Origin of the sequence: Nostoc sp. 2RC (assembly GCF_014222165.1) — a bacterium.
Lineage (GTDB): Bacteria > Cyanobacteriota > Cyanobacteriia > Cyanobacteriales > Nostocaceae > Nostoc > Nostoc linckia.
In genome coordinates this window covers 1-14,854 of record NZ_JACKZU010000029.1, presented here as the reverse complement: position 1 = coordinate 14,854, position 14,854 = coordinate 1, and the positions used below count along the sequence as shown (strand labels likewise).

Annotated in this window: 15 protein-coding genes and 1 pseudogene; 12 read left to right on the top strand and 4 right to left on the bottom strand. The window is 41.9% G+C overall.

The genetic code is table 11. The annotated features are described in order from the left end of the window. The first annotated feature begins 167 nt into the window (after nt 1-167). The 7 genes from sufC (at nt 168) to GNE10_RS05620 (ending at nt 5,716) form a co-directional block, all read left to right on the top strand. Nucleotides 168-956: a Fe-S cluster assembly ATPase SufC gene (gene sufC / locus GNE10_RS05650; RefSeq protein WP_099067265.1), complete on the top strand. Its 789-nt coding sequence runs from the start codon at nt 168-170 to the stop codon at nt 954-956. Then, entirely contained in the window at nt 956-2,314 is a 1,359-nt protein-coding gene (gene sufD, locus GNE10_RS05645; RefSeq protein ID WP_185564028.1) for a Fe-S cluster assembly protein SufD, read from the top strand. The genes sufC and sufD overlap by 1 nt, the downstream gene beginning before the upstream one ends. A 139-nt stretch (nt 2,315-2,453) precedes the next feature. Next, on the top strand, nt 2,454-3,716 hold the full coding sequence (locus GNE10_RS05640) for a cysteine desulfurase (protein WP_185564027.1): 1,263 nt from the start codon (nt 2,454-2,456) through the stop codon (nt 3,714-3,716). Between the two features lie 93 nt (nt 3,717-3,809). Next, nucleotides 3,810-4,418, top strand: a complete 609-nt coding sequence (locus GNE10_RS05635) for a hypothetical protein (protein WP_185564026.1) — start codon at nt 3,810-3,812, stop codon at nt 4,416-4,418. 1 nt (nt 4,419) lies between these two features. Continuing rightward, nucleotides 4,420-5,052, top strand: a complete 633-nt coding sequence (locus GNE10_RS05630) for a Uma2 family endonuclease (RefSeq protein WP_185564025.1) — start codon at nt 4,420-4,422, stop codon at nt 5,050-5,052. Nucleotides 5,053-5,198: 146 nt separating this feature from the next. Continuing rightward, nucleotides 5,199-5,420: an addiction module protein gene (locus GNE10_RS05625; RefSeq protein ID WP_185564024.1), complete on the top strand. Its 222-nt coding sequence runs from the start codon at nt 5,199-5,201 to the stop codon at nt 5,418-5,420. Beyond that, nucleotides 5,417-5,716, top strand: a complete 300-nt coding sequence (locus GNE10_RS05620; RefSeq protein WP_185564023.1) for a type II toxin-antitoxin system RelE/ParE family toxin — start codon at nt 5,417-5,419, stop codon at nt 5,714-5,716. The genes GNE10_RS05625 and GNE10_RS05620 overlap by 4 nt, the downstream gene beginning before the upstream one ends. A 93-nt stretch (nt 5,717-5,809) precedes the next feature. Here GNE10_RS05620 and GNE10_RS05615 read toward each other — a convergent pair. Further along, a pseudogene (locus GNE10_RS05615) lies at nt 5,810-6,055 on the bottom strand (hypothetical protein); the annotation flags it as partial. A gap of 219 nt (nt 6,056-6,274) precedes the next feature. Here GNE10_RS05615 and GNE10_RS05610 point away from each other — a divergent pair. Further along, a complete protein-coding gene (locus GNE10_RS05610; protein ID WP_185564022.1) occupies nt 6,275-7,852 on the top strand; it encodes a type II CAAX prenyl endopeptidase Rce1 family protein in 1,578 nt (525 codons plus the stop codon). A gap of 329 nt (nt 7,853-8,181) precedes the next feature. On the opposite strand, the gene GNE10_RS05605 is transcribed toward GNE10_RS05610, so the two are convergent. Further along, nucleotides 8,182-8,382: a hypothetical protein gene (locus GNE10_RS05605; RefSeq protein ID WP_185564021.1), complete on the bottom strand. Its 201-nt coding sequence runs from the start codon at nt 8,380-8,382 to the stop codon at nt 8,182-8,184. Nucleotides 8,383-8,570: 188 nt separating this feature from the next. Between GNE10_RS05605 and GNE10_RS05600 the strand changes: the two genes are divergently transcribed. The 3 genes from GNE10_RS05600 (at nt 8,571) to GNE10_RS05590 (ending at nt 12,729) form a co-directional block, all read left to right on the top strand. Next, the gene (locus GNE10_RS05600) at nt 8,571-8,846 is read left to right on the top strand and encodes a TM2 domain-containing protein (protein WP_099067255.1); all 276 of its coding nucleotides are present in this window, start codon (nt 8,571-8,573) and stop codon (nt 8,844-8,846) included. A 598-nt stretch (nt 8,847-9,444) separates the two neighbouring features. Further along, nucleotides 9,445-12,015, top strand: a complete 2,571-nt coding sequence (locus GNE10_RS05595) for a cation-translocating P-type ATPase (protein WP_185564020.1) — start codon at nt 9,445-9,447, stop codon at nt 12,013-12,015. Nucleotides 12,016-12,219: 204 nt separating this feature from the next. Continuing rightward, the gene (locus tag GNE10_RS05590; RefSeq protein WP_099067252.1) at nt 12,220-12,729 is read left to right on the top strand and encodes an FHA domain-containing protein; all 510 of its coding nucleotides are present in this window, start codon (nt 12,220-12,222) and stop codon (nt 12,727-12,729) included. A 92-nt stretch (nt 12,730-12,821) separates the two neighbouring features. Here GNE10_RS05590 and GNE10_RS05585 read toward each other — a convergent pair whose 3' ends face one another. Continuing rightward, entirely contained in the window at nt 12,822-13,169 is a 348-nt protein-coding gene (locus GNE10_RS05585) for a hypothetical protein (protein WP_099067251.1), read from the bottom strand. Between the two features lie 262 nt (nt 13,170-13,431). Here GNE10_RS05585 and GNE10_RS05580 point away from each other — a divergent pair, with 262 nt between their 5' ends. Next, nucleotides 13,432-14,352 (top strand): TIGR01777 family oxidoreductase, encoded by a 921-nt coding sequence (locus tag GNE10_RS05580; protein ID WP_185564019.1) that lies wholly within the window; start codon nt 13,432-13,434, stop codon nt 14,350-14,352. Between the two features lie 97 nt (nt 14,353-14,449). On the opposite strand, the gene GNE10_RS05575 is transcribed toward GNE10_RS05580, so the two are convergent. Next, nucleotides 14,450-14,698, bottom strand: a complete 249-nt coding sequence (locus GNE10_RS05575; RefSeq protein ID WP_185564045.1) for a hypothetical protein — start codon at nt 14,696-14,698, stop codon at nt 14,450-14,452. Between the last annotated feature and the right edge of the window lie 156 nt (nt 14,699-14,854).

Genomic DNA, 14,854 nt, shown 5'->3' with positions numbered 1-14,854 from the left:
TTATTTCTCCGTGTTCTCTGCGTCCTCTGTAGTTCGATTTTTCTTTACCTATGCTAGGTGTCTAGATTTGCAATTGGAATTAACGAACCGCAAAGGACGCAAAGGGCGCAAAGAAAGAGAAGAAAGAGAAGAAAGAGAAGAAAGAGAAGAAAGAGAAGGGAGAGAAGATGATTATTGAAAATAGCGAAGTTGTGCTGTCAGTAAGGAATCTGACGGCTAATGTTGATGGGACACCGATTTTAAAGGGTGTGAATTTGGAGGTGCGATCGGGTGAAATTCATGCGATCATGGGGCCCAATGGTTCTGGTAAGAGTACCTTTTCTAAGGTGTTGGCTGGACACCCGGCGTATGAGGTGACTGGCGGTGAAGTGATTTTCCAAGGACAAAATCTGCTGGAGTTGGAACCAGAGGAAAGAGCAAGAAGTGGTGTGTTTTTGGCTTTCCAATATCCGTTGGAAATTCCTGGTGTCAGCAATTTGGATTTCTTGCGGGTGGCGTACAATTCCCGGCGCAAAGCACAGGGTTTAGAAGAAATAGACGCCTTTGATTTTGATGATTTAATTGAGGAAAAGCTGGAAGTGGTAAAAATGAATGCCGCTTTCCTAGATCGGAGTTTGAATGAAGGGTTTTCTGGTGGTGAGAAAAAGCGGAATGAAATTCTGCAAATGGCGCTGTTAGAACCGAAGTTGGCAATTTTGGATGAAACTGATTCGGGTTTGGATATTGACGCGCTGAGAATTGTGGCGAATGGCGTAAATCAACTGGCAAGTCCAGAAAATTCCACGATTTTAATTACCCACTACCAACGGTTACTCGATTATATTGTGCCGGATTTTGTTCATGTCATGGCAAACGGGCGAATTCTCACCAGTGGCGGTAAGGAATTGGCACTAGAATTGGAGTCTCGCGGTTATGACTGGGTGCTGGCAGAATTTGCGGCTGAGGTGGGTGTCTAATGACGATTCAAGTTTCTCCTAGCTCAATTCCTAACTCTGATGCAGTGAGTTTAACTGCGACTCTGTTGGATAAAGATGCGTATTTAATTAACTTGTTAAATCAAGTAACCGCATCCAAAACAGAAGGGTGGCTGCAAGGTTTACGGGAAAGCGCCGCTAATGTGGTACGCCACTCTACTATCCCCAACACGCGAGAAGAAGAATGGCGCTTTACTGATTTATCTTCTCTGCGACAGGTGCAATTTAATGTGGAGACGTTACATGTAACGTCTTTACCAGAGATTTTAAAAGAAACGGCTAACAGTCGTTTGGTTTTTGTGAATGGCGTTTATGCGTCGGAGTTATCCGCAGTCAAAGATTTACCCCCTGGAGTAGTGGTGAGTAATTTGGCTGGGTTATCTGTGGCTGAACAGGAAGCCGTACAACAATATTTAGCTCAAGCTGAGGGGGCGCAGGAGGTTTTTACGGCTTTGAATACTGCTGGAATCATTGATGCAGCGGTGGTTTGGGTAAAGAAGAATGTGGTAGTTGAGACGCCAATTCATCTAGTGTTTGTTGCAGTTACGGGTGAGGGGGCGACGATTTCCCAGCCCCGTTGTTTGGTGGTGGCTGAAGGTGGTTCGCAGGTGACTTTGGTGGAGGAGTACAGAAACCTTACAGAACCAGGGGTTTACTTGACTAATGCGGTGACAGAAATTTGGCTTGGTGAAAATGCCGAAGTGAGTCACACTAGGGTTGAGCAAGAAGGTGGAGAGGCTTTTCATATAGGTAAGACTGCTGTAACTCAGTCCCGCGATAGCCGATATACTTGTCATGCCATAACTTTCGGTGCAAAATTATCGCGGCACAATTTGGAAGTTTTGCAAACTGGCGAACAAACCCAAACTACTCTCAATGGGTTGACGATGATTTATGGCAAGCAATTGGCGGATACCCACAGTGCGATCGCTTTGAATTATCCTCATGGTACAAGTAAACAGTTGCATAAGTGTATAGTTGGCGATCGCGCTCATGCTGTGTTCAATGGTAAAGTTTTTGTTCCCAAACCCGCGCAGCTGACAGATGCAGCTCAGCTAAATCGAAATTTACTGCTATCATCAAAAGCCAGAGTCGATACCAAACCCCAATTAGAAATTACAGCCGATAACGTCAAATGCGCTCATGGCGCTACCGTCAGTCAATTAGAGGACGATGAAATCTTCTACCTCCAAAGTCGGGGAATTGATGAAAATGATGCCCGCAAATTGTTAATTAACGCCTTCGCCGCTGAAATTATCAACCAAATACCCGTTCCCTCTCTCCGAGAAAACCTGTTAAGCACAGTTAATAATCTTAAGTCAATCTCGCTTGAATCTTGACCCAATTTTGGATTTTGGATTGAACATTCAAAATCCAAGATTTAAAAAAGTTTCAATCCCAAGGCGAATTTTAGATTTTAGCTGAAATTCTCCAATCTAAAATCTAAAATCTAAAATCCAAAATTGCTTGAATCTACCAATGACTTTCACCACTACTAAAACCCTCGCCGATAAAGTTCGCGCTGATTTCCCGATTTTGCATCAGGAAGTCAATGAAAAAACCCTAGTTTATCTCGATAATGCCGCAACATCGCAAAAGCCTTTGCTGGTATTAAATACCCTACGGGATTATTACGAGCAATATAATGCTAATGTGCATCGTGGCGCTCATACTTTGAGTGCTAAGGCTACCGATGCTTATGAAGCTGCACGAGATAAAGTTGCTAAATTTATCAATGCGGCGTCCCGTCAAGAAATTGTCTACACCCGCAATGCTAGCGAGGCGATTAACTTAGTTGCCTACAGTTGGGGAATGAATAATTTACAGCCTGGAGATGAAATTATTCTCTCGGTGATGGAACACCACAGTAATATTGTGCCTTGGCAATTGGTGGCAAAAAAAACTGGCGCGGTGTTGAAATTTGTCGAATTGACACCAGAAGAAACTTTTGATTTAGAACAGTTTAAAAAGCTGATTTCCCAAAAGACAAAACTGGTGTCAGTAGTGCATATTTCTAATGCTTTGGGTTGTATTAATCCAGTGCAGGAAATTGCTAGTATTGCTCACAGATACGGTGCGAAATTCTTAGTCGATGCTTGTCAAAGTGTACCCCATTTCCCCACTGATGTACAAAAAATAGATTGTGATTGGTTAGTGGCTTCCGGCCATAAAATGTGCGCTCCAACTGGCATTGGATTTTTATATGGCAAGTTGGAATTATTACAATCAATGCCGCCATTTTTTGGTGGTGGCGAAATGATTGCAGAGGTGTATTTAGACCATTCCACCTATGCAGAATTACCCCATAAATTTGAAGCTGGTACGCCTGCAATTGGGGAAGCGATCGCTCTTGGTGCGGCTGTAGATTATCTTACTAATATTGGTATGGATAAAATCCACGCCTACGAAGCAGAATTAACAGCTTATTTGTTCCAACAATTAGAGCAAATTCCCCAAATTAGAATTTACGGCCCCAAACCCAATGCTCAAGGAGAAGGTAGAGCCGCCTTAGCTACATTCACCGCCACAGGAGTCCACGCCAACGACTTATCTACATTATTAGATCAAGAAGGCGTTGCCATTCGTTCTGGACACCATTGCACTCAACCATTACACCGCTACTTAGGAATTCCCGCAAGCGCACGCGCCAGTTTATCCTTCTACAATACCCGTGAGGAAATTGATGTTTTTATCAAAGCACTCAAGGAAACTTTAGAGTTTTTTGCTGAATTCTCTAGTTAACGGTAGACAATGTTTAGATACTGATTGTGTCAATTATTAAGTAATAATATTTGGCACAATTTCACTACCTGAATTATTACAGGAGTAGCTAAAATGTCTTACAATGACTTTACTCTTGACAAAGTTAGAAAAACCTTCGATTTAATCATTTCTGACAAAATTGATATATTTGCATCTATCCCACCAATAGAGTGCCCTTCATTACTTGCAGAAATATTACAAGAAAATATTCCTTTAGCTTTAGCAAGTAATACAGAAAAATCCCGTTCCGAAATGATTATTGCGCCTATTTTAATTGCTATCAGAAAATCTTTAAATAATCAAATAAGTTTATTTTCGGGTATCGATTTTACTGTAGATGCACCACAGGGATTAAATGGAAATTGCGACTTTATTATTAGCCGTTCGCCAGAACTCTTAATTTTCAATGCACCAGTCGTAACAATTGTAGAAGCTAAAAAAGAAAATATCAATGCAGGATTAGGTCAGTGCGTAGCAGAGATGTTAGCAGCTAAATTGTTTAATGAACGTGAAGGAAATAATATTAAAACAATTTATGGTACTGTCACCACTGGAACCAACTGGAAGTTTTTAAAGCTAATTGGGCAAGTAGTTGAAATTGACTTAGGCGAACATTATATTAGTGACATAGGTAAAATTTTAGGAATTTTATCTAACATCCTGACAGAAGAAGTATTTTAATATGCTTGTCCAGTCAACACCTGCTGAACAAAGAACAGTGCTATACAACATTAGTTGGGAAACCTTTGAAGCCTTGTTGAGAGATACAGGTGAAGATAGAGGTTCTCGCTTTGCTTATGACTGCGGCACTTTAGAAATTATGACACCACTGTTTGAGCATGAAAATCCTAAAAGCAATTTTGGTAACTTCATCATTGCTTTAGCTGAAGAATTAAATATTGAAGTCAGAAGTGCTGGTTCAACAACATTAAAACAAAGAATTGCAAAGAAAGGAATAGAACCAGATACTTGTTATTATATCCAGAATGAAGCAGCTATTAGAGGTAAGCAAAAGCTAAATTTAGAAACAGATCCACTGCCTGATTTAGCAATTGAGATTGACATCACCAGCAGTTCAGTTAATAAATTTGATATTTACGCAGCACTGGGTGTACCTGAACTCTGGAGATATAACGGACAATATTTAAAATTTTATCAATTAGTACAGGGGCAATATGTTGAATCTAAGTTTAGTATTGCTTTTCCTGTAGTTTCAGTGAGCGATATAAGCAGATTTATTGAGCAGAGTAAAAGTATGGGAGAAATTACTTTACTGAAATCATTTCGGGCTTGGTTGAGGGAGAAATTAGGATAATTGGAGTAGTGATTATTTGTGTAACCACTACACTTATAAGCGTGCAGTAATTATAAGTCAATATTCATTGCTTGTACCATATGCCCTCTATTAGACCCATAAGGATTAAAATAAGATTATATTGAGCAAATACATTAACAATAATCATGCATCCGATATTAAAAGTAAATATTTCTGAACTAACTGTATCCGAACGCATACAACTTGCCGAAGATTTATGGGACAGTATTCTTGCCACACCAGATGAAGTTCCTCTAAACGATGAGCAAAAACGAGAATTAGATAGACGTTTGGAAATACATCGCCAAAACCCAAACCGAGGTTCAAGCTGGCAATCAGTCAAGCAAAGACTAGGTTTATCTGAATGAACTATCAGTTAATAATTAGTCCAGAAGCAGAACTCGATATTCAAGATGCTTTTGAATGGTATGAGCAACGCTATTCTGGATTAGGTTCGGAATTTGTACGTGCAGTTGATAGCTGTTTAGCTTTAATCGGACGTAACCCTCTAGCTTATTCTGTGGTGTATCGGCAAGCACGACGAGTATTAATACGTAGGTTTCCCTATGGTGTTATTTATGTTGTAGAAAAAAATGTCATCACTGTCATTGCTTGCTATCACGTCAAACGCAATCCTAAACAATGGCAAAACAGAAGTATTTGAACGCTTCTATTATCTCACCTTCAATTATTTTCACTATTCATAATTGACATTATAGAATTAGTCATTAGTAAGAGTATAAACAGAGCGATCGCCCTCAAAAACTCCCTCGACTCCCAAGCTGAAAAACCCATCTGGCACAATAGGAGGTAGTTCGGGATCGTAATAAATCCCCATATCAACGCCAAAAAACCAATCCATGCGGTTTGCCCACAGCCAAGCTAAGATGGCTTCTAGCAAGCCAGGAATCAAGTGTTGTAGTTGATTATCCACAGGTTCATCGTCAGAATCGGGCAGATCCTCGGCGGAGGGTAAGCAGTGCAATGGGTTGTAATTTAACATGATGGGTGCGTAGGTGTAGCCCGTCGTAGACATCGCAGACTCATAATATTGATAATATCTATCCACCTCTGACTTTTTCTTGCGATAATTCCCAAGGGGACGTAAAGAGAAGGGACGCGGGGATGAGGGAAATAGGGAGTGTGGAAACAATAACTCTTAACTCCTAACTCTTAACTCCTAACTCTTAACTCAGCACTGAGTACGGTAAAAGAGGTGTAGATGACACTCAAGCGGTTAATTTTAGTTTTCATTATGACGCCAATGGCAGTTCTATTGGCTGTTTTGTCTTTATTTGGTAGTTGGCAAGAACCTCAGTTTCAAAGCCGCTTAGAACTGTACCAAACTAATATCGCTCTACAAGCCCAAGCTTTACAATCAGAAAATACTAGCGATGACAATCTTCAGTCCATTCGAGGCGCGATACTTGGTGACCAACCCTTAGAAAGCGCTACAAAGCAGTATCAAGAAGCGCGTCAATCTGTTCAAACTAATTTGGACAAAGTTAACGACAAACTTGCACAGTTGCGCTCTCAATCGGAAATCGCTCCCACACCTCCTAAACCTCTGCCAGATGTTTCTCCTACTAATAAAACTTCTCAGCAAGCACAGCAGCAACAGTTACAAAAGTCTTTTCAGGAACTACAAAAATTACTAGCTGAATTAGACCTGCGACTGGGAATTTTACAAGCCGAGCAAGGACAGACAGATGCAGCCCTCAAAACTTGGAGCGAATTACAAAAGCGCTCAGATATCAATCCAGAATTCGGACAAACTGCTGCTGTATTAAGTGGGTTGTGGAGTAGTCCTCCCCGCTTGCTCCCCAATGCTCAACAACCGATTCAAAAAAACTTAGAAGGTTGGTTTAGCTCTACTGCTTTGGTTCGGCTATATCAACTCCAGCAGCGCCAAGAAGCTCTATCCGCAGTTCAAGCTGCACAACAACAAGCGGCTACTAGTGCAGTATTGAAGTTGGCAATTATTGGTACTATTCCCACTCTGGCGGCATTAATCGGTTTAATACTGTTAATTTTCTTGCTTGCTCAACGCTTACTCAAAGGCAAAGCTTCTTTACTAGCCCAAAATGCTGATTTAGCTTGGTCAACGCCTTGGGATGTAGAAACGATTTTGCAGGTTTTTGTCGTTGGCTTTTTCTTCATGGGACAACTTTTTGTACCCGCACTAATATCGCTGCTTCCTATTCCGCGTCCCTTCACTGATGTGCGACTCCAAGCTTTTTCGGTTTTAGTGAGTTATGTATTGGTAGCATCAGGAGCTTTGTTAGTACTGTATTTCTCTATTAAACGCTTTTTTCCATTACCAGAATTCTGGTTTCGCTTCCGTTTTCAAGATAAGTGGTTTTTGTGGGGACTAGGGGGCTATTGTGCTGCTTTACCCATAGTTGTGGTCGTATCTTTAATTAATCAACAACTTTGGCAAGGACAGGGTGGTAGCAATCCTCTATTGCAATTAGCTCTAGAAAGCCAAGATACTGTAGCACTTGGTATGTTTTTCTTTACAGCGGCCATCGCTGCTCCATTTTTTGAAGAACTTCTATTTCGCGGCTTTTTGTTACCTTCTCTGACTCGTTATTTACCAGTCTGGGCATCAATTCTTGTTAGTAGCTTGCTGTTTGCCATCGCTCACCTGAGCCTATCAGAAATTCTACCACTCACCGCATTGGGTATTGTCTTGGGTGTAGTCTACACGCGATCGCGCAATCTCCTCGCTCCCATACTCCTCCACAGTCTCTGGAATAGCGGGACATTATTAAGCCTCTTTATATTAGGTAGTAAATAACACAATAAATGTACGGTTGCGAAAAATGAAAATATCTGATTTTATCTGCATAGATAGCAACGATTTACTGGTTATAATTGGTTGTAAGCATAAATACTCACTAAAAGCTAAACAAAGGCAAAAGCAAATTAAATAATGCTCTGAACATAGACTACAAACTATCAAGCTAAGCATTTATTCTCATAGAGGTGATTTTAGCCATTTTCGAGATTTTAGTTGGCTTGGAGAGTCATTTGTGTCTGTAATAAATTAGATGACAAATCTTGTATCCACTTGTGCAAGTAGTGATTGATAACTAAACAGGAGTTACAATCTCGGATTTGTACTAGCTACACAACCAATATTCGTGATTGCTGCCGTCGTAAAATACTCCGGAAATAATACTGATGGATTTGTAAAAAGTGGTGTGCATAGCAGTTGTTTCTGATGATTAAGCTTAATTTCCATTGAGAATAAAGCACAATTGCTGCACCAGGATTTGCAATTAAATCCAGCAACAGCCCCCAACGAGCTACAAATTTTGAAGACATTTAATGTCCGATCTTGCCAAGGTCTTTTTGAGGCTAGAAGCACGGTAATTGTGGTTCTCGTTCTTGGTGTTTATTCATATTTGTAAAATTAATAATATATTTGTTTAGCAAATATATTTACTTTTACTCCTTTTATTACAATAAAGACTTTATTTTTATACCTCACTTAATTAAGGAGCAGCACTCATATGGCAAATCTCAATCCTAGCCATCCTACCAAACAACTTTTAGCTGGCTACTGTGGCATTATCCTGGGAGGATTTGGCGTTCATAAGTTTATTCTTGGATATGCCCCAGAAGGCTTTATCATGTTGGTGGTTTCCATAGTTGGCGGTTCTTTTACCTACGGCGTTGCCTTATTGGTTATGCAACTTGTAGGTTTAATAGAAGGCATGATTTACTTGAATAAATCCCCTGAACAATTTGTAAACACCTACTTTGTGAATAAGCAGGGTTGGTTCTAAACCGTGTCTACTTTGAAACCCTTAGTTTTTTGAAAATAGACTTTTATTTCCAAATCCTCAACTCCTATCTATTTAGGCTTCCCGGTTCCCTTTTGGAAAAGTCTAGTTCTTAACTTGTACAAAGTTGAGAAACTGATATTTTACACTTTAATTACTGTGTGAAATTACTTAAATGTTTCCACATTTAACGCAGCAAATATTTGTCTATTGACTGTTGACAGTTAACTGTGAACTGTCAACAGCTAAAAGTATGAAAATTATAATTTGACAATTTGTTACTGTGTGCTAACTATTAAACGTAAACATCTAATCTGGATAGTCTTATTGTTATTAGGCTTTGGCTATTTCAGTGCCATGTCTAATTTAGAAATTGACAATTTTTGGAAAAGCCTTATTGTCCTGATGCCAATACAAGTTGCTGCTATCATTTATGTGACTTATTTACGCTGGCGACGTGATTGACCCTCAGCACGCTAGGATAAATTAATAAATTTAATATGGTTGACGTTAAGTCGTAGTTCCATATTTCGCCTACGCTCGAATTAGAGACGCTTTTTAGTCAAGCGTTGAATTTTCGTAGCGAATCTAAACACTTGCCATGCAACTTGTTCCCAAAACTAAGGTAGACCGAGAATTTGCGCCAATTCTAGAAAAAGTTATTCTAGATGTCCAAGGTATGATGTGTGCTGGGTGTGTGAAAGCAGTAGAAAAACAGTTAACCCAGTATCCGGGAGTCAAAAGTGCCTGTGTGAACTTAGCGACAGAGGTAGCAGTTATAGAGTCAGAAGCAGGTACGGTAGATGCGGATGCACTGGCAAAGCAATTAACCACTGTAGGATTCCCGACTCAAGCGCGAAAAGCTGGCGGTACGCTAGCAGGGGAGACATCTAAATTAACAGACCAAGCAGAACGACAACGCCAACAAATGCACTCTTCACTGAGACAGTTGCTGATTGCTGCACTGTTGCTGGTGTTGTCGGCAAGTGGACATTTTGGTAATATTGGCGCTTCAGCATTACCAATATTGAATAACATCTGGTTCCACTGTGGACTGGCGACCATCGCCATACTCATTCCTGGCCGCGTGATTTTAGTTGATGGTTGGTTGGGGTGGCGGCGAAACGCACCTAACATGAACACCCTAGTGGGATTGGGAACCATAACAGCTTACATTGCCAGTTTAATCGCGTTGCTTTTTCCCCAAATGGGTTGGGAGTGCTTTTTTGACGAACCAGTAATGATGCTGGGTTTTATTTTATTAGGAAGGACATTAGAGCAACAAGCCAGGGGTAGGGCCGCCGCCGCATTTAGGAAATTGCTGGCACTCCAGCCATTGTTAGCGCGGTTGATTCCCAATCCAGAAAAAACAGGAGTCGGATCGGCCAGTGTAGAAATTCCCGCCGAACACGTGCGAGTTGGGGAATGGTTACAGGTGCTGCCTGGTGATAAGATCCCCGTTGATGGTGAAGTGGTAGCTGGTCAAACAACAGTAGATGAGTCGATGCTGACTGGGGAAGCAGTACCAGTGAGCAAGCAGCCGGGAGATTTAGTAACAGGCGGGACAATCAATCAATCAGGAGCGATCGCTATTCAAGCAACACGTGTCGGTAGCGATACAACTTTAGCTCAAATTGTTGCCCTGGTAGAAGCTGCCCAAACCCGCAAAGCCCCAGTACAAAAATTAGCAGATACAGTAGCAGGTTATTTTACCTACGGTGTATTGACAGCATCTGTATTAACATTCATCTTTTGGTACTTTTTTGGCACTCACATCTGGCCTGATGTCATCATCTCCGGTGGTATGGAAATGGCTCGCCACTCCCCACTGACTACAGAGGCGATGAATCACGTCTCTACCCACTCCCCCTTATTAATTAGCTTAAAGCTAGCGATCGCCGTTATGGTAGTGGCTTGTCCCTGCGCTTTGGGACTCGCCACACCAACAGCCATTCTTGTCGGTACTGGTATGGGGGCTGAACGCGGTCTGTTAATCAAAGGCGGCGATGTTTTACAAAAAGTACACCAGCTAAACACCATAGTTTTTGATAAAACCGGCACATTGACCACAGGTAAACCCGTAGTCACAGATTGTGTATTAATTGAAGAACTAGAGACTGGAAATCCCCAATCCATAATCCAACTAGCCGCAGCCGTAGAAAGCGGTACTCACCATCCCTTAGCAAAAGCGATTCAGCAAGAAGCACAGCGCCAAGAGTTATCAATTCCAGAAGCTGCGGACTTTCACACAGAACCAGGACTAGGGGTATCAGCAGTGGTAGAAGGCACAGTTGTGCTGTTGGGTAATTCCCACTGGTTGAGTTGGCATGGGATTGCCATGAGTGACACTGCACAACAGTTAGCAGAGGATTGGGCAACAGCAGGTAAAACAGTGGTTTTCGTGGCAGTTGGAGGAACTTTAGCCGGACTGATTGCTGTTTGCGATGGTCTCAGACCAGATGCCAAAACCACCGTAGATAAATTACGTTATATGGGCTTACGAGTAATGCTGCTCAGTGGCGATCGCCCAGAAGCAGCCAACGCCATAGCCAAAGAATTAGGATTAGATAGCGCCGATGTCATCGCAGGTGTCCCCCCCGCTAAAAAAGCCGCTGCAATACAGGCTCTTCAGTTAGAAGGGACGCGGGGACATGGAGACACAGGGACGCGGGGACATGGAGACACGGGGACGCGGGGACAAGGGGACACAGAGACGCGGGGACAAGGAGACCAGAAAAACTCCTCACTCCTCACTCCTCACTCCTCACTCCCTACTCCACATTCCCCACTCCCCACTCCCCACTCTTGTGTGGCAATGGTTGGCGATGGCATCAACGATGCTCCAGCTTTATCCCAAGCCGATGTCGGAATTGCTTTATACTCTGGGACAGATGTGGCAATGGAAACTGCTGAAATTGTGCTGATGCGCGATCGTCTAAACGATGTGGTCGAATCTATTCAACTCAGTCGCGCCACCTTCAACAAAATTCGCCAAAATCTGTTCTGGGCTTTTGCATATAATACTGTTGGTATTCCATTAGCAGCAGGTGTTTTACTCCCTAGTTTCGGTTTTGTTCTTCATCCATCGGGTGCTGCTGCGTTAATGGCTTTCAGTTCTGTTAGCGTCGTTACAAATTCAATATTACTAAGGCGTTTAGCTCATCATCCGTAAAAGCACTCTTGTGGGAAAAGGGAAAAGGGAAAAGGGAAAAGGTTAAAGGGGAAAGGGAAAATACCAAACCTTTTCACCTTTTTCCGACTTCTGTTAGAAGTCTAATGACTAATGAGGAGTAGAACAACCATGTTCTACTCTTTCAAGGTATTATGCAGTTTTAAAGCTGATTGAAATTGCCACCACAAACTACGGTGCGTGAGAATGGTAGGATACGATACTAAACAAATCTTGATTGATAAAAGTTCCACTGATTTTAGCAACGATTTGTCAATGGCAGCAGAAATCAATGAAAACCATCTACTGATTATTGAAGACGATCAAGGTCGCAAGGAATTTTCTTTAGAGCAGCCCGTCTATTCTATTGGTAGAGACCGCGAATGTAATATCCGCTTGATGTCGCAGTTTGTCTCCCGCCGTCATGCCACATTAGTGAGGTTGCCACGAGAGCATAACAGTCATAGCTATTATTACCGAATAGTAGATGGCGACGCCAAGGGAAAGCCTAGTTCCAACGGTTTGATGATTAATGGACGCAAGATGCCAGCCCACGATCTAAAAAATGAAGACGAGATCGTTTTTGGCCCTCAAGTACGTGCCATTTATTACCTCTTAAGAAACACTCAGCGTTTGGGGCAAACGGACTCAAGTGAGTACGACATTACATTAATAAACCCCGGTATGACTGAGGATTTAGAGGATTTGGGAGATTGAATTACAAACACTTTTAGTGGAGAGCCAATCAATAAAACTTTGGGAATCCCACAGCTTTATGCTGTGGGAAAATTAATAATTAGCATCAAAAGTTATCCAGCAAGAATTTCAATCAAATGCCAATGACGGCTACCTTCGATCGCCTGCTTGATGAATTCAAACATTTGTCGGCAGTAATTATCCACTTGCAGTGGCAATTCTTCATTTTTAATCACAATACTCATCCTGGTTTCTGTTTCAGTACTTTTTGATTTATCAATCAGTACTTCCACTGTGACTAATTTAGAAAAAGGAACACTACCAGGAAACTCACGAGCGATAATATAATCGCTTGTCTGGTATTGAACATCCAACTGACAGTCCTGTAGAAGTTCTACAAGTAACGGCTGGAGATGGTCACTAGGAACAGAAACAAGAAATGAACAGGTATAGCGACCCATAATAGCCCCATGCCTTGCAACACTCTGTCCATCTTATACCAAGCATGTGACCCAAGAGGACAACAGGAAGGGGAGACAAGGGATTTTCAATTCAATGCAAGTAAAAAAATATTCCATTGCTACTGTTGACGGTCAACGGTCAACAGTCAACAACCTGAACCAGAATAATTTATTTTTTGGAGTTTCCTTACTTTGCTGCCTTGTAACCTAAACTTAAAATTTGATAAAAAACTTTAAAATAAGGCTTTGGCAGAGGTAAAAAATGAAAGTAGCAATTACTGGAGCAACAGGATTTGTTGGTAGTCGTTTGATACAACGACTCCATCAGGAAGGCCACACAATACTGGTGTTAACTCGGAATACCACTTTTGCTCAAAAAGTTTTTCCATCTGGGGCTTTCCGTAATCTGGAAATTGTTGCTTATACTCCGACTCAATCGGGTTCTTGGCAAAGTGCCATCTCCCTTTGTGATGCGGTAGTTAATTTAGCAGGAGAACCCATCGGCGAGGGACGCTGGACACCAGAACGCAAGGAAGAAATCCTCAATAGTCGCAAGTTAGGCACACAAAAAATCGTGGAAGCGATAAGCAGTGCTAATCCAAAACCAACTGTGTTAGTTAATGCTTCCGCTATTGGTTACTACGGCACTAGCGAAACCGCTAGCTTTGATGAAACAAGTTTATCTGGTAACGATTTTCTCGCCGAAGTCTGTCAAGCCTGGGAAGCAGAAGCTAAAAAGGTAAAAGAAGCTGGTGTGCGCTTAGTAATTCTGCGTTTCGGTATTGTTTTAGGCAATGGCGGTGCTTTGGCTAAAATGATTCCACCATTTAAACTGTTTGCTGGCGGCCCTATTGGTAGCGGTCGTCAGTGGTTCTCTTGGATTCACGTAGACGACTTAGTTAACCTGATTCTCCAAGCTTTAACCAAACCAGAAATCGAAGGAGTGTATAATGCCACAGCCCCTAACCCAGTACGGATGACAGAATTAAGCCATTCTTTAGGAGAAGTGATGCATCGTCCTTCTTGGTTACCCGTTCCTGGTTTTGCCATCGAAGCCCTTTTAGGAGACGGCGCAATAGTAGTTTTAGAAGGTCAAAAAGTCTTACCCAAGCGTACCGTAGAAACAGGTTTCGAGTACCGTTATCCTAATTTAAAAGCAGCACTCAAAGAAATTGTTTTATAGGGATTGGGGATTGGGGAGATGGGGAGATGAGGAGAAAGATTGCTCCTTGTCTTGCTTGTCCCCCTTGTCCCCCTTGTCTCCCATACCCAGTTCGTGATTATTGACTAGAAGAGAAAAATTTTTTAGATACCCAATTGATAATAGCGCTGAGGATAGCACCGCCCATCAGGATACCAATTGCCGGGTTAAATAAGGGTTGCCATAATTGATGCCATAAATCTAAACCCAGGTTGATTCCCGCAGCATCGCCAACCGCCGCGATCGCTAACCAACCAAAGCCAAACAAAACTAAAAACACATCTGCTACTAAAATCAGGTTTAGCCAATTTAACAACTTATCTTTCATGATGGGATTGGGGCATTGGGCATTGGGTATTGGGTATTGGGCATTGGGCATTGGGCATTGGGCATTGGGCATTAGCCAAACAGGGCATTGGACGTGTTAACTGATGACTGAGGAATTCACAGTTGAAAGTTATTCTACTCCTGCCTCACCATGCCC

What these genes read in the sequence shown, in the direction of transcription:
- sufC (WP_099067265.1), top strand. Translation starts at nt 168, where the DNA reads ATGATTATTGAAAATAGCGAAGTTGTGCTGTCAGTAAGGAATCTGACG.
- sufD (WP_185564028.1), top strand. Translation starts at nt 956, where the DNA reads ATGACGATTCAAGTTTCTCCTAGCTCAATTCCTAACTCTGATGCAGTG.
- GNE10_RS05640 (WP_185564027.1), top strand. Translation starts at nt 2,454, where the DNA reads ATGACTTTCACCACTACTAAAACCCTCGCCGATAAAGTTCGCGCTGAT.
- GNE10_RS05635 (WP_185564026.1), top strand. Translation starts at nt 3,810, where the DNA reads ATGTCTTACAATGACTTTACTCTTGACAAAGTTAGAAAAACCTTCGAT.
- GNE10_RS05630 (WP_185564025.1), top strand. Translation starts at nt 4,420, where the DNA reads ATGCTTGTCCAGTCAACACCTGCTGAACAAAGAACAGTGCTATACAAC.
- GNE10_RS05625 (WP_185564024.1), top strand. Translation starts at nt 5,199, where the DNA reads ATGCATCCGATATTAAAAGTAAATATTTCTGAACTAACTGTATCCGAA.
- GNE10_RS05620 (WP_185564023.1), top strand. Translation starts at nt 5,417, where the DNA reads ATGAACTATCAGTTAATAATTAGTCCAGAAGCAGAACTCGATATTCAA.
- GNE10_RS05610 (WP_185564022.1), top strand. Translation starts at nt 6,275, where the DNA reads ATGACACTCAAGCGGTTAATTTTAGTTTTCATTATGACGCCAATGGCA.
- GNE10_RS05605 (WP_185564021.1), bottom strand. Translation starts at nt 8,382, where the DNA reads ATGTCTTCAAAATTTGTAGCTCGTTGGGGGCTGTTGCTGGATTTAATT.
- GNE10_RS05600 (WP_099067255.1), top strand. Translation starts at nt 8,571, where the DNA reads ATGGCAAATCTCAATCCTAGCCATCCTACCAAACAACTTTTAGCTGGC.
- GNE10_RS05595 (WP_185564020.1), top strand. Translation starts at nt 9,445, where the DNA reads ATGCAACTTGTTCCCAAAACTAAGGTAGACCGAGAATTTGCGCCAATT.
- GNE10_RS05590 (WP_099067252.1), top strand. Translation starts at nt 12,220, where the DNA reads ATGGTAGGATACGATACTAAACAAATCTTGATTGATAAAAGTTCCACT.
- GNE10_RS05585 (WP_099067251.1), bottom strand. Translation starts at nt 13,169, where the DNA reads ATGGGTCGCTATACCTGTTCATTTCTTGTTTCTGTTCCTAGTGACCAT.
- GNE10_RS05580 (WP_185564019.1), top strand. Translation starts at nt 13,432, where the DNA reads ATGAAAGTAGCAATTACTGGAGCAACAGGATTTGTTGGTAGTCGTTTG.
- GNE10_RS05575 (WP_185564045.1), bottom strand. Translation starts at nt 14,698, where the DNA reads ATGAAAGATAAGTTGTTAAATTGGCTAAACCTGATTTTAGTAGCAGAT.